General features: G+C 44.5%; 12 protein-coding genes. 7 read left to right on the top strand and 5 right to left on the bottom strand.

What is annotated here, in order from left to right; translation table 11 throughout:
* Positions 1–58: 58 nt before the first annotated feature.
* The 3 genes from L4D74_RS03680 to L4D74_RS03670 all read right to left on the bottom strand — a co-directional run bounded on the left by L4D74_RS03680 (position 59) and on the right by L4D74_RS03670 (position 3,995).
* Positions 59–1,348: an MATE family efflux transporter gene (locus L4D74_RS03680; protein WP_428751160.1), complete on the bottom strand. Its 1,290-nt coding sequence runs from the start codon at positions 1,346–1,348 to the stop codon at positions 59–61.
* Positions 1,349–1,449: 101 nt separating this feature from the next.
* A complete protein-coding gene (locus tag L4D74_RS03675) occupies positions 1,450–3,375 on the bottom strand; it encodes a monovalent cation:proton antiporter-2 (CPA2) family protein (protein WP_428750768.1) in 1,926 nt (641 codons plus the stop codon).
* Positions 3,372–3,995 (bottom strand): NAD(P)H-dependent oxidoreductase, encoded by a 624-nt coding sequence (locus L4D74_RS03670; RefSeq protein WP_428750767.1) that lies wholly within the window; start codon positions 3,993–3,995, stop codon positions 3,372–3,374. The genes L4D74_RS03675 and L4D74_RS03670 overlap by 4 nt, the downstream gene beginning before the upstream one ends.
* 166 nt (positions 3,996–4,161) lie before the next feature.
* Here L4D74_RS03670 and L4D74_RS03665 point away from each other — a divergent pair, with 166 nt between their 5' ends.
* From L4D74_RS03665 to ihfA, 5 genes are all read left to right on the top strand, one after another.
* Positions 4,162–4,659 (top strand): GNAT family N-acetyltransferase, encoded by a 498-nt coding sequence (locus L4D74_RS03665; RefSeq protein ID WP_428750766.1) that lies wholly within the window; start codon positions 4,162–4,164, stop codon positions 4,657–4,659.
* A gap of 7 nt (positions 4,660–4,666) precedes the next feature.
* On the top strand, positions 4,667–5,371 hold the full coding sequence (locus L4D74_RS03660) for a class I SAM-dependent DNA methyltransferase (RefSeq protein ID WP_428750765.1): 705 nt from the start codon (positions 4,667–4,669) through the stop codon (positions 5,369–5,371).
* Between the two features lie 188 nt (positions 5,372–5,559).
* On the top strand, positions 5,560–6,543 hold the full coding sequence (gene pheS / locus L4D74_RS03655) for a phenylalanine--tRNA ligase subunit alpha (protein WP_265672917.1): 984 nt from the start codon (positions 5,560–5,562) through the stop codon (positions 6,541–6,543).
* Between the two features lie 17 nt (positions 6,544–6,560).
* The gene (gene pheT, locus L4D74_RS03650; protein WP_428750764.1) at positions 6,561–8,981 is read left to right on the top strand and encodes a phenylalanine--tRNA ligase subunit beta; all 2,421 of its coding nucleotides are present in this window, start codon (positions 6,561–6,563) and stop codon (positions 8,979–8,981) included.
* A 506-nt stretch (positions 8,982–9,487) separates the two neighbouring features.
* Entirely contained in the window at positions 9,488–9,781 is a 294-nt protein-coding gene (ihfA, locus tag L4D74_RS03645) for an integration host factor subunit alpha (RefSeq protein ID WP_102467832.1), read from the top strand.
* Positions 9,782–9,853: 72 nt separating this feature from the next.
* Here ihfA and L4D74_RS03640 read toward each other — a convergent pair whose 3' ends face one another.
* Positions 9,854–10,630 (bottom strand): RelA/SpoT domain-containing protein, encoded by a 777-nt coding sequence (locus tag L4D74_RS03640; RefSeq protein WP_265672915.1) that lies wholly within the window; start codon positions 10,628–10,630, stop codon positions 9,854–9,856.
* A 231-nt stretch (positions 10,631–10,861) separates the two neighbouring features.
* Here L4D74_RS03640 and L4D74_RS03635 point away from each other — a divergent pair, with 231 nt between their 5' ends.
* Entirely contained in the window at positions 10,862–11,515 is a 654-nt protein-coding gene (locus tag L4D74_RS03635; RefSeq protein ID WP_428750763.1) for a thiopurine S-methyltransferase, read from the top strand.
* Positions 11,516–11,680: 165 nt separating this feature from the next.
* Here the strand turns inward: L4D74_RS03635 and L4D74_RS03630 are convergent, their stop codons facing one another.
* A complete protein-coding gene (locus tag L4D74_RS03630; protein WP_265672913.1) occupies positions 11,681–11,881 on the bottom strand; it encodes a hypothetical protein in 201 nt (66 codons plus the stop codon).
* 188 nt (positions 11,882–12,069) lie between these two features.
* Here L4D74_RS03630 and L4D74_RS03625 point away from each other — a divergent pair, with 188 nt between their 5' ends.
* Complete coding sequence (locus L4D74_RS03625; protein ID WP_489686465.1) at positions 12,070–13,488, top strand: aminotransferase-like domain-containing protein; 1,419 nt, start codon at positions 12,070–12,072, stop codon at positions 13,486–13,488.
* Positions 13,489–13,494: the final 6 nt, after the last annotated feature.

The raw sequence follows: 13,494 nt of genomic DNA, 5'->3' as shown, positions 1-13,494 counted from the left end.
TGAGTGTTCGCAGTTTGTGAGAACATGATGATTGTCGATGAATAATGACAAAATAAACCTAAGATTGCGGTTGCGCGAGTGTCCGCTCGAGCTGTTTCACCGAATAACTGTAAGTCAGCCATGCGCTTAGACCAGCTAAAATGTTGCCAATAAAGGCCCCGTAAAAGAGTCCTTGGATGCCACCGAGTTGAGAGCCTATCCATAAGCAAGGTAAGAAGAAGGCAAATAGTCGTAGCGTCGAGATAGTCAGTGCGGTTTTTGCTTTACCTAGTGCGTTTGAAATTGACACCATTAACATACATACACCAAGCGGACCTAAACTAAATGGGACAAGGAGTAAGTGATAATGCAGAACTCGATATACGTTATCTTCGCTCGTCATTAACTGCGCTAAAGGTTGCGCAAAAATAAAGGTGGCGATAGCAACCAGAAATTGAAATGCCAAAATATAGATAACAGCGATGTTGACAAGTTTTTTGATGTCTTGCAGGTTCTTTCTGCCTAATAATTTGCCGACCATTGGCGGCATCGACATGGTTAATGCAAGTACCGTTACAATAGCGAAAAACTCATAACGAGACCCGACCGCCCATGCCGCAACAGCAGCCGTACCAAAAGTGGCCAATAATTTAGTGGCGAGCATGGATGACAGAGGTGGCAACAGCTGGCTTACCATCGCTGGCGCCATAATGCTCCAAATAGACTTGAGGCTGGTGACAATGTTGAGATCACTCCAATCAAAAGTTGCCCATTGTTTCCTCATAACTTTCGGTGCGACCACAAGAATCCCAACACCAAAAGCGACGATAGTCGCGATCGCGGCGCCATTGATGCCCATGTCAAAGGTAAAAATGAACAGTGGGTCAAGCGCTAAGTTAACTAGGCTTGTGACCATCATCATCATGCCGGGTAAAACGGTGTTGCCGTTGGAGCGACAAACGCTGTAATAGAAATACAGTACTGCACCAACCCACGAGCTCAACAGCCAAAATGGCCAGTAGCTGTCTATTACGGGATAGACAGATTCAGGGGCACTCAACATGGCCAAAATAGGGTAGCGCAAGAGCCAAATCAGGATGCCAATCGCACTGACACCAAGGCTACCAAACAGTAAAATGAGACCGCCGAGTTGTTGAGCATAGCGTGGATTATCTGCCCCTAAGGCGCGGGAAATAATGGCGGTAGTTGCAATGCCTAGACCAACCTGAATACCAATGATCACCATCTGCATGGGTAGGGTAAAACCTTGGGCAGCAAGAGGTAAAACACCGAGTTGACCAATAAAAGCACTATCTACAAGTTGAAAGCTCATCAGGGAGAGAACGCCCAAAACCATCGGGAGTGTCATTTTGAAAAGTTGTTGAGCGAGGTTTTTGGTGTCTGTATTCACGTTATCTTCTTTTATTAGTGTGTCCAAGAAGCGAGTATTACTACCCGCTTCTTGTGGAATCAAAAGTCTTTTGATTCGTTTAAATCGTCGGCATAACCTTTAGGAGGCGGTGTCCATCCACGTTCTCGAGAATGTTTGTCGTTCCGGTCAACTTTCATGGCGTCTTTAATTAGATCTTCCAACTCCATGAAAAGCTGGCGATAGTTGTTGTCATATCGTGCTCCCTCGGCCACGTTGGTCCAGCCATTGTATAAGGTATCCGAGTGTTTATTTTCAATGGTTTTATAGATGGTTTTTTGTTGTTCCACAAAGAACGGATGAAAACCAAGGCAGCGCATGGCTTTTGAGCCAAGCTCGAGAGCTGAGTGATAGGTTTCTGACTCGATATAGTCGGCGCCAGCCTGTCTCAAACGATAGCCATGGCCTCTATCATAAGCTCGAACTAATACTTTGACGTGAGGGTACGTATGTTTGACGTATTTTACAAGTTCGACGCTGGCCTCATAGTTGTCCATAGCAATAACAAACAGCTTGGCTTCTTCTAGTTTTGCTGTGTGTAACATGTCCGGTTTAGTGGCGTCACCAAAGAAAGACTTAGTTTCAATTTGCCGCATCAGGTCGACTTGTTCTGCGCGAATATCTAAGACGACCGTGTTGACATTATTGGCGACAAGCAATCGATTTACAATCTGACCAAAGCGGCCGATCCCCGCAATAACAACGCTACCTTGTTCATCAATGGTATCTTCTTCGCGATCATTGGTGTCTTTTTCAAATTTCGGCAAAATGACTTTGTCGAAGAAAATGAAAAGTGCTGGTGTTAAAAACATGGAGAGCGCGACAACCAGTGACAATATCTGCGCAATGTCGGTGGGTAATACGTGATTTTGTACGGAAAAACTCAACAAGACAAACCCAAATTCACCGGCTTGAGCAAGGCTGAGAGTAAACAACCAACGGTCACTGCCTTTGATTTTGAAGATCAAGGCTAACCCGTAGAGGGCAGCTGCTTTAATGGCCATCACGCCGAAGGTCAGCGCGAGAATGAGCGCAATGTCGTCAAATAGAATACCAAAATTTATACCAGCGCCTACGGTGATAAAAAACAACCCTAATAATAGCCCTTTAAATGGGTCAATATTCGATTCTAATTCGTGCCTAAACTCACTATTCGCTAATACAACGCCGGCAAGAAAGGTGCCCAATGCGGGAGAAAGGCCCACTAAACTCATCAACGCTGCGATACCGATAACCAGCATTAAAGCTGTAGCAGTGAAAATCTCACGAAGCCCAGAAGACGCCACGAAGCGAAAGAGTGGTCGGCTTAGGTAGTGTCCGCCGACAACAACAATAGCGATAGATATAATGATGACCGAACCATACGCCCAGCCAGGTAAACCTGCGACCAGACTAAATTCTTCGTGATGTTGAGCGGCATCGGTAACGGCTGTTTGTGCCTGTGCGACAAGCTCTGGCAAGGCAAGTAATGGGATGAAAGCTAGCATAGGAATAACAGCAATATCTTGAAAAAGTAAAACAGAGAACGCATTCTTTCCGCCTTCTGTTTTCGTTAGCCCCTTTTCATTGAAGGTTTGTAGCACGATTGCGGTTGATGACAGAGCAAAAATAAGTCCGATGGTGAGTGATATCGTCCATGATAATCCCATGAGTACTGCGATCGTCATGACGACCGCTGTTGAACCACCTACTTGCAGTCCACCAAGTCCGATCAAACGATGTCGCATAGCCCAAAGCATCTTAGGTTCTAGCTCAAGGCCGACAAGGAAAAGCATCATGACAACGCCAAACTCAGCGAAATGCTGAATGGTTGTGGTTTCTTCGCCAACTAAGCCGATTATGGGCCCAATGACCACGCCGGCGATTAAGTACCCCAGTACCGAGCCCAGCCCAAGGCGTTTGGCAATGGGTACGGCAATAACCGCGGCAAATAGGTAAATGAAGGCTTGCAAAAAATATCCGGTCATAGGGATTGCTCCGAGTCTTTTGGCCAGTAGTGGTTGAGTTTGTCTAACGGTTTGGCTATTTGAATGTCAAATTCATCGTTAACTAAAGAGGTCAACAACGCTTTCCATTGCTCTCTATGCTTGGAAATTCTATGTTCTTCTTTGGCTGTTCGAGAGCCAAATAATACCAATGGAGGAAGGTAGATGAATCCAGTTAGATTCGCCATTTGTTCAAGAGGCTGTAACAGCTCGCGAATAGTAAAGTGGTTGTACCCGTCGGTTTGGTAAGCTTCTTCTTTGCCTCCTGCTGAAATGGCACAAAAAAAAGGCTTTCCAACCAAGGATGTGCCACCTTGTCCGTAGGCGAACCCATATTCCAAGACAAGATCTTGCCACTCTTTCAGAATTGAAGGCGTAGAATACCAATACAGTGGGAACTGGAAAACAACGACATCGTGTTCGACTAGCCGTTTTTGTTCTCGGTCAATATCAATATGGTACGTCGGGTATTCTGAGTATAAATCGACAACGGTTACGCCCTGAATATCACAGGCATCTTTGTACATAGGAGCGTTAACTTCAGACCGACGTGGCGACGGATGTGCGTATAGAACCAAGACTTTATTTTTCTTATTTGTCATGAAATTTGACTCACTTCTAGGGTGAAGGTTTAATGTTATTGAACTAATACTTAGTACACAATTTAAGATAATTCAATTGGTTAAGGTATTTCAATTAGTTAATGTTATGACCTGGTCGTGATAGAGTGCCTAGATAAGTCAATAGTAGAGTTAGGATGTATTTAGCATGTTAGACGTTAGGAGATGTAGTGGGTCTTGCGTACCCATTGAGCTACTTTTAGAGGCTGACCCAGACCGTAAGGTCATTGAAAGCTATCGCAATGACTGCACTGCGTTCGTAATATCTGACGGAGAACATAGCCAAGAGAATAATAACCAAACGGTGGCCGCACTTCTGATTTTTATCGGGGTGAATGGTAATAAAAAACATGCGGAACTTTATAATATATCGGTAGCCCCTAACTGGCAGAAGAGAGGGCTAGGTAGTCAGTTGTTATCGACCGCGCTAGAACGCATGGCAAAAGAAGGCGTCACGCGCGTAGAGTTGGGAACGGGAACCTTTGGCTATCAATTAACCTTTTATCAACGCCATGGTTTTAGAGTAGACCGAGTGGTCAAAGATTTTTTCCTCGATCATTACCCGCAAGCGATAATAGAATCGGGTATTCAACATAAAGACATGTTGCGATTAGTATGGTTCGCGCCGGGTCACATAAGTAAGTGAGGATTTGATGGGTAAAATGTACACAGTTCATGCGACTAAGTATGACGAGGCCATTCAAGATAATGCTTATAATGCATTGTACGAACGCCCAACAACATTGGCACTGATTGGTGATGTCACTGATAAAGATGTGTTGGACTTGGGGTGTGGTCCGGGTATTTATGCGCAATTATTTACCGAGCAAGGCGCACGCGTTACAGCAATTGATGCGTCGCAAGAAATGGTTGCCATTACGCGCAGTAAACTCAAGGAACAGGTACACGCTTATGCGCAAGACTTATCGATAGGTTTACCAAAAGAGCACGACGAGCAGTTTGATGTTGTAGTGTGCCCGCTTATGATTCACTATTTGGAAGACCTTAAACCTCTATTTTTAGATATATCACGCGTATTGAAGAAAGAGGGGGTGTTTGTGTTTTCAACCCATCATCCGATTATTGACTTTGATCCCTCTGACAATAACAGCAACTACTTTGCGGTTGAACAAATCACAGAAGACTGGGACACCACGGGAGAGCCAGTTGAAGTAAGCTTTTTCCGTCGCTCACTTACGTCTATTTTTTCTGCGTTAAGTGATTGTAGCTTTGTTATGGAGCGCTTTTCTGAAGGCGTACCGGATATAAAAATGAAATCCGTTGCACCAGAGACGTTTGAAACCCTTTCTCGCCGTCCAAATTTTGTGTTTATTCGTGCCAAAAAGCTCAGCCAATGACGCTAGAAATAAGAAAACTTTTCCAATTAAATAGTGATTTGGTATTGAATTAACAAAAAACGGCTTTTTTTTGCCCAGTAACCCGTTCAAATTACAAATCAATTTGGCTTTGCTGGCGTGTTTGATTACTATGTACAGCTATCAAAAAACACCGTTATGAACACTACCAGTAGGTAGATGAGGATACGATGCAACATCTAGAAGAGATTATTGCTAACGCAACGGCTGCGATTGAAGCTGCCGAGTCGCTAGTCGCACTAGACGAAGTGCGCGTTCAGTATTTAGGTAAGAAGGGTGAACTGACTCTTCAACTACAAAGCCTAGGTAAATTACCACCGGAAGAGCGTCGCACTGCTGGTCAAGAGATCAACAAAGCGAAAGGTGCGGTTCAACAAGCGATTGTCGCGCGTAAAGACGAATTACAGCGCGCAGAGCTTGAAGCGAAACTTGCTGAAGAAACTATTGATGTGAGCCTACCAGGTCGTCGCATTGAGAACGGTGGTCTTCACCCAGTGACTCGCACTGTTGAGCGTATCGAACAGTTCTTTGGTGAGCTTGGTTTTAATACTGAGTCTGGCCCTGAGATTGAAGATGCATTCCACAACTTTGATGCACTAAACATCGCAGACGATCACCCAGCTCGTACTGATCACGATACTTTCTTCTTCAACCCTGATCTAATGCTACGTACTCACACTTCTGGTGTTCAAATTCGTACGATGGAAAACGGCAAGCCGCCATTCCGCTTCATTGCTCCGGGTCGTGTTTACCGTAACGACTACGATCAAACTCACACGCCAATGTTCCACCAAGTGGAAGGTATGTTAGTGGACGAGAACGTAAACTTCGCACAACTTAAAGGCATTCTTAACGATTTCCTTTGTAACTTCTTTGAAGAAGAAGTTGAAGTGCGTTTCCGTCCTTCATTCTTCCCGTTCACAGAGCCTTCAGCTGAAGTTGACGTGAAACGTAAAGATGGCAAATGGCTAGAAGTTCTAGGTTGTGGCATGGTTCACCCTAACGTACTTCGCTCTGTTGGCATCGACCCTGAGAAATACTCTGGTTTTGCATTCGGTATGGGTGTAGAGCGTCTAACGATGCTTCGTTACGGCGTAAATGACCTTCGTGCGTTCTTTGAGAACGACCTTCGTTTCCTTAAACAATTCAAGTAATCCGGGGCAGTCAAACTATGAAATTCAGTGAATCTTGGCTACGCGAGTGGGTTAAACCTGCAATTAACAGCGAAGAGCTAGCTCACCAAATCACTATGGCTGGTTTGGAAGTTGACGATGTAGAACCTGTTGCGGGTGTTTTCACCGGCGTTAAAGTAGGTAAAGTGGTTGAGTGCGGTCAGCACCCAGACGCAGACAAACTACAAGTTACAAAAATTGATATCGGCGAAGAAGAGCTTTTAGACATCGTATGTGGTGCATCTAACTGTCGTCTTGGCCTAACTGTAGCAGTAGCGACAGTTGGCGCAGTACTTCCTGGTGACTTCAAAATCAAGAAAGCAAAACTACGTGGCGTTCCATCGCACGGCATGCTTTGTTCTTTCTCTGAGCTAGGTATCGACGTAGAGTCTGACGGCATCCTTGAGCTGCCAGAAGGCACGACGCTTGGTATGGATGTTCGCGAGCTTCTAGAGCTTAACGACGTCACTATCGACGTAGACCTAACAGCAAACCGCGCAGACTGCTTCAGTATCCGTGGTCTTGCTCGTGAAGTTGGCGTACTAAACCGCGCAGACGTGACAGAGCCAACAGTTGAAGCTGTTGCAACAAGCATTGAAGACACAGTATCTGTTGAAATCAAAGCAACAGACGCGTGTCCACGTTACCTTGGCCGTGTGGTTAAGAACGTAAACGTGAAAGCGGAATCTCCAATCTGGATGCAAGAAAAACTGCGTCGTTGTGGCATCCGTTCAATCGACCCAGTGGTAGACATCACAAACTACGTGATGCTAGAGCAAGGCCAACCAATGCACGCATTTGATCTTGCTAAGATCGAAGGCGGCATCGTAGTTCGCCGTGCAGAGCAGGGCGAAAAGCTAACACTTCTAGATGGTAACGAAGCTGAACTAAACAGCAACACACTTGTTATCGCTGACCACAACAAAGCACTAGCCATCGCTGGTATCTTTGGCGGTCAAGATTCAGGTGTTACTACTGAAACGACAGACGTACTTCTTGAAGCTGCATTCTTCGCACCGGATCACATTCGTGGTCGCGCACGTGCTTACGGTCTTCACACAGATTCTTCTCTACGTTTCGAACGTGGTGTTGATTCAACGCTACAGCTAGCGGCAATGGAGCGTGCAACACAGCTTCTAGTTGAAATCTGTGGTGGTGAAGTTGCGCCAGTAAACGGCAGCGAATCTGAAGCTGATCTTCCTAAAGCAAACGTAGTCGCTCTACGTCGCGCTAAACTAGACAGCCTACTAGGTCACGAAATCCCATCTACAGACGTGGTAGAAATTCTTACTCGCCTAGGTTGTACTGTTTCTGTTGTAGAAGATACGGAGACGACAGAAGCTGGCTGGACGGCAACGTCTCCATCTTGGCGTTTTGATATCGCAATCGAGCAAGACCTAATTGAAGAAGTAGGTCGTATCTACGGTTACGATAACATTCCAAACCAAGCGCCTAAAGCGGCACTTAAAATGAATGACCACAAAGAAGCTAACCAACCGCTTAAGCGCGTTCGTGACCTTCTTGTAGACCGTGGCTACCACGAAGCAATCACATACAGCTTCGTAGAACCAGAACAGCAAAAATTGGTTGTACCTGGTGTTGAGCCGCTAATCCTGCCATTCCCAATCTCTGCGGACATGTCAGCAATGCGTCTTGGCCTAATCCAAGGTCTTCTAAATACCGTTGTTCACAACCAGAAGCGTCAACAGTCTCGCGTTCGTCTATTCGAATCAGGCCTACGTTTCATCCCTGAAGCAACGGCTGAAAACGGCATGCGTCAAGAAATGATGCTTGCGGGCGTTATCTCTGGTACGCGTGGCGAAGAGCACTGGGACATGGCAACGAGCACTGTAGATTTCTTCGATCTTAAAGGTGACTTAGAAGCAATTCTTGAGCTTTCAGCAAACGAAAAAGCATACAGCTTTAAAGCCGCTAAGCACCCAGCACTTCACCCAGGTCAAACTGCAGCGATCGTAGTAGACGCCGGCCTCGAAACTGAGAGAGAAGTGGGTATCATTGGTACTGTTCACCCAGAACTAGAGCGTAAGTTTGGTCTTAACGGCCGTACTATCGTATTCGAAATCGAATGGGCAGCTATCAACACTCGCGTGCTTCCAGAAGCCGTAGCCGTATCTAAGTTCCCTGCAAACCGTCGTGATATCGCCGTTGTTGTTGATGAAGCTGTGGCTTCTGGCGACATCGTTGATGCGTGTATCGCAGCTGGTGGCGAATTCCTAACAGACGCTAAACTGTTTGACGTTTATGTAGGTAAAGGCGTAGAAGAAGGCAAGAAGAGCCTGGCTATTGCACTTAGCCTACAGTCTGTAGAGCGCACACTTGAAGATGCGGACATAGCTGGTTCAGTAGATGCGATTGTCGCTTCAATCTCAGAAAAATTTGGTGCTTCTTTAAGAGATTAATGAGCACTAACTGAAAATAAATCTGAAAAGACGAACCCTTTTGGGTTCGTCTTTTTTATATCAATACAAAAATCAATTTAAAATTCTAGTTGGGTTTAAGACATTTTGCGTAAAATTTAACAGGGGATTAAACGTGTTTCATATTGTGCATTTAGGCGCAACTGACTGTTTTTACTTGTAATTTATCGTAAAAGTGTGCCCTGTCTTAAGGTTTTTATAATTTGTATTGCCAAGTGTTTATTCTGCCGTACTACTTCTTTTTGGTGGTTTGTTTTGCGTTAGTATGGGTTTCGTTTTGTTTTTAGTGATATATCCTGAAATAATGCTAACTCATTGGTTGGTGGCAATAAAGTCCTGACATTTCCATGAAATAAAAAAGTTGGCGAAAATCATAAGGTTGGCTTACACTTTTCAAAGTAAGACCGTTATGTTGTTGATTGGTCGAACTAAATATGTGGTGTTGCTATTGTAGCAGCTAAGTATGAAATAGCTTTGAGGGGAGTTTTATGGCGCTCACAAAAGCCGATTTGGCTGAGAACCTTTTTGAGAAACTCGGGTTTAGTAAACGGGATGCCAAGGAAACGGTAGAAGTATTTTTTGAAGAAGTCAGAAAATCACTCGAAAATGGCGAGCAGGTAAAGCTGTCTGGTTTCGGTAATTTTGACCTTCGAGACAAAAATGAACGTCCGGGTCGTAACCCTAAGACCGGAGAGGATATTCCAATCTCTGCGCGACGTGTTGTGACGTTTCGTCCAGGCCAAAAACTGAAGGCTCGTGTTGAAAACATCAAACTAGATTAGTATTTGATTGTTACAAAAAGACCACGCAATGCGTGGTCTTTTTGTTTTAGGGAAGGTGGTAACTTAATAAGATTAAGCAGCTTGAATATGCGTGGTGATATAGGGTTGCCATGCGTTTTGATAGAGTTCCATTGATTGTCGTCGTAGGCTTGTGATTTGAGCGGTTTCAATATCGTTAAGTGAGCGTCCATGTGACGCAGCATTACGCTCAATACCTTGTATAATTTGATATAAATCGTGTTCGGGGCCGCTTTTTACTTCAGCAATCGCTTTTAGGTGTAGCTGAACTTCAGCGATGATACGAGTTTTTGGAAGCTCGACAAGGATATTCAAATCACGATAGCCAGATGGGTTAGGTGATTTAAATCGGTTCTTAACTCGCACTACTTTCGCTTCTCTGCTTAATGTTTCGAATGCACTAACTAATGACGATACATCATTTGCTATGATTGTTGCCCGAGCGAGATCGGTGATTTGATCAACTTGACCGTTTAATTCCGTGTTTATTTTTTTCAAGGCACGGTCAGAGGATTTCACACCGGCGAAGTGTGACTCTGTTTGAGTTAACAGAGCGGTCGTTTTACACAGAGACTCTAGTTCGTGTTGAGCTTGATGAGATTTACTGTATAAGACGTCAAAGTCGTCGTGTGGTTGCGCAACGCGACTGTCAATGGGGTCAATACCATAAAGACCACTGAGACTATGTTTAAAGTTCGACGGGCTTATCTGGTTCTGTTCTTGGTTCCCTTTCGTTTGGTTAGAATTGGATTGATCAAGCGGTGCCGCAAATGCTGGTGCGCGGCTGAGTACCAGCAGCGTTAGTGCTGCGGCACGGAAAAACATGCTCATGCTCTCTCCTGATTACGTTACAAAAACGGTGTAAAAAAGGGTGCTATAACGTGTGGAGCAGTACTACCTATGATATGGGGTTTTAAATGGCATTACCAAGTCCATATTTTGTAGCGTTGAGTAAACTGTGAAGCCTGTCTCATAGAAATATTACCCTAAGGAGACATGACTTTTTGTCCTCAATCTGTAAACTCTACGTTAATCATTATGCAGATCTAAAATGAATATAAAATGAACGATTATGAACTTTGGCACGATAAATGGGCGGCGAACAAAATTGGTTTTCATCTTGATGATGTTAATCCCTTACTTATCGAGCACTGGAACAAGCTAACGCCAACTCGAGAGCAAAGTGTATTTGTCCCTTTGTGTGGTAAATCAGAGGACCTAGTGTGGCTTGCTGCGCGACATGACAATGTGCAGGGTGTAGAGCTAAGCCAAATTGCGGTTCGTTCATTTTTTTCGGAACACTTTTATACCCCTCTAGTGACTACCTTAAATAGCCAGTTTGAGCTGTATCAGTTTGATGAACTAAGCATTTATGCCGGAGATTATTTTTCAGCTCCAGTTGAAAGTGTCGATTTGATTTATGACAGAGCAGCGCTAATAGCCATCCCCCATGATCTACGAGCGATGTATGTGGAAAAGCTCAAGCAGGTGCTTAAGCCAGGAGGAAAAATATTGCTGGTAACCTTGGACTATATCCAAGATCAGCTAGCAGGTCCTCCTTATAGTGTTCCAGAAGCTGAAGTTGCCGCGTATTTTGATGAAGGCTATCGAATTACTCGTTTAGCGCGAGACGAAGCAGGCAGTGAACATCGTCGTATTAAGCAAGGGCTGACCCGCTTTGCTGAGGAAGTTTGGCTAATTGAGGCTCTGGTTTAGTAAGCTATTAGCCTAGTTATCTTTAGGTATAATGACCTTCAGTTTAACTACCTTTAGTAAAGATAGTCTGAGCCGAAATCATCGTAATTGACGCATAGCCAGTCAGAACTGTACCAGCTGAAGCAGTCAGCAAATCAGCATTCCAATTTAAACGGCGAGAGGGGATTATTCTTCTTTCGCCGCCATTTTGAAGCCGATAAAACACAACGCCAGCATTGTCATCGGTATCAAGGCGAGAGTGATTTCAGTCAAAGGTAAATCAATGAACATTTTGGTGCAGAGCAGGTGTGCACCAATATTGAGTAGCACTAAGGCAGCAGCAATGGTGCACAAAAGTAGTTCTTTCTTAACGCTATTATTAGTCATGCTATTTTCCATCGCAGGCACTTCCTATTGGTGATTGAGAACGGTGATTAAGATCGGTGATTGAGTTGCGGCTAACACCATTGGATTATACGCTCGCGAGCGGCAGCTATAATAGATACAGATTTCTAGTAAATATGTATAACAGTTAGCGTTTAAGGTAGTATGATCGTTACGTTTATCGAAAAAGAGTGTACCTATTGGCCAAGTACGTTGAGCTGGCAAATCAGATTAAAGAGCAAATTCAGAACAATGTCTGGCAAGTAGGGACTAAATTACCATCGCTACGAAAGCAAACCGAGTTGTCTGGGCTGAGCTTAATGACGGTCATGAACGCGTACCAGTTATTAGAGAGCCAAGGCTGGGTGGTTTCTCACTCTCGATCTGGTTATGTTGTTGCTCCTCCGGTTCACGATGTTGCTGAGCTGCTTCCAAAACAGCACCTGCACGAAACGGAATCGGTTGATATTAATGATTTTGTCTTCGATATTTTGCAAGCGAGTCGAAAAAGCACAGTAACAAATTTTGGGTTTGCCTATCCTGAGGCCAATTTATATCCACACAATCAAGTGAATAAATCTCTGGTTCAAGCAGCGCGTAACATAACGACCTCTCATGCCCTCGATAATCTCCCGCCTGGAAATGAAACGTTACGGCATATCATAGCCAAGCGATATGCTGCACAAGGTGTGAATATTCATCCGGATGAAATTGTTATTACCGCAGGTGCGTTAGAGGCGCTTAATTTAAGCCTGCAGTCGGTGACGAAAGCCGGAGATTGGGTGATTGTAGAGTCGCCTTGTTTTTATGGCGCATTACAATCACTTGAACGTCTAAATTTACGCGCGCTTTCCGTTAACACACACCCAACGGAAGGGATTGATCTTGCTGATCTAGAGCATGCCCTCCAAACACATCAAGTGAAAGCGTGTTGGTTAATGACCAATTTTCAAAATCCGCTCGGTTTTAGCCTTTCAGATGAAAAGAAACGTTGTCTTGTTAAGCTACTTCAGCAATACAACGTCTATTTGATCGAAGATGACGTTTATAACGAATTGTATTATGGCGCGGCGAAGCCTTTACCTGCGAAAGCGTTTGATGATAGTGGCATCGTGTTGCATTGTGCTTCTTTTTCAAAATCTTTGGTTGCTGGGTTTCGAATTGGTTGGGTCGCCGCTGGTAGTCGAGCTTTACAGATTCAAAAGATCCAATTGATGAGCACACTGTCAACCAGTGCGCCGGTTCAATTAACACTCGCCGACTATTTGTCGACTCGGCATTATGAACGTCATTTACGGCTATTAAGAAGAAAGCTAGAACAGCGCAAATTTCAGATTTGGCAATTGTTACGCTCACATCTACCTAAAGACGTGCAAGTAAACTACTCATCGGGGGGGTATTTTATTTGGGTCGCTTTGCCTGCTCATGTCAACGCAACAGAGCTCTATAAAATGGCGATTGGCGATGATATTAGTATCGCACCTGGGGAAATGTTTGCAACGACACAACAGTTTCAGCATTGCTTTAGAATGAATGCTTCCCTGGAAGCCACAGACTCTGTCGTAAGCGCTATAGAGCGTTTGGGATTGCTAATTAGGCAATTATTGTAACGGGTC

Source organism: Vibrio cionasavignyae (genome assembly GCF_050337155.1).
Classification (GTDB): domain Bacteria; phylum Pseudomonadota; class Gammaproteobacteria; order Enterobacterales; family Vibrionaceae; genus Vibrio; species Vibrio nomapromontoriensis.
The sequence above is the reverse complement of the archived record's forward strand: the minus strand, read 5'-3'. Positions and strand labels throughout refer to the sequence as shown.

What these genes read in the sequence shown, in the direction of transcription:
- L4D74_RS03640 (WP_265672915.1), bottom strand. Translation starts at nt 10,630, where the DNA reads ATGAGCATGTTTTTCCGTGCCGCAGCACTAACGCTGCTGGTACTCAGC.
- ihfA (WP_102467832.1), top strand. Translation starts at nt 9,488, where the DNA reads ATGGCGCTCACAAAAGCCGATTTGGCTGAGAACCTTTTTGAGAAACTC.
- L4D74_RS03630 (WP_265672913.1), bottom strand. Translation starts at nt 11,881, where the DNA reads ATGACTAATAATAGCGTTAAGAAAGAACTACTTTTGTGCACCATTGCT.
- L4D74_RS03635 (WP_428750763.1), top strand. Translation starts at nt 10,862, where the DNA reads ATGAACGATTATGAACTTTGGCACGATAAATGGGCGGCGAACAAAATT.
- L4D74_RS03680 (WP_428751160.1), bottom strand. Translation starts at nt 1,348, where the DNA reads ATGACACTCCCGATGGTTTTGGGCGTTCTCTCCCTGATGAGCTTTCAA.
- L4D74_RS03670 (WP_428750767.1), bottom strand. Translation starts at nt 3,995, where the DNA reads ATGACAAATAAGAAAAATAAAGTCTTGGTTCTATACGCACATCCGTCG.
- L4D74_RS03675 (WP_428750768.1), bottom strand. Translation starts at nt 3,375, where the DNA reads ATGACCGGATATTTTTTGCAAGCCTTCATTTACCTATTTGCCGCGGTT.
- pheT (WP_428750764.1), top strand. Translation starts at nt 6,561, where the DNA reads ATGAAATTCAGTGAATCTTGGCTACGCGAGTGGGTTAAACCTGCAATT.
- pheS (WP_265672917.1), top strand. Translation starts at nt 5,560, where the DNA reads ATGCAACATCTAGAAGAGATTATTGCTAACGCAACGGCTGCGATTGAA.
- L4D74_RS03660 (WP_428750765.1), top strand. Translation starts at nt 4,667, where the DNA reads ATGGGTAAAATGTACACAGTTCATGCGACTAAGTATGACGAGGCCATT.
- L4D74_RS03665 (WP_428750766.1), top strand. Translation starts at nt 4,162, where the DNA reads ATGTTAGACGTTAGGAGATGTAGTGGGTCTTGCGTACCCATTGAGCTA.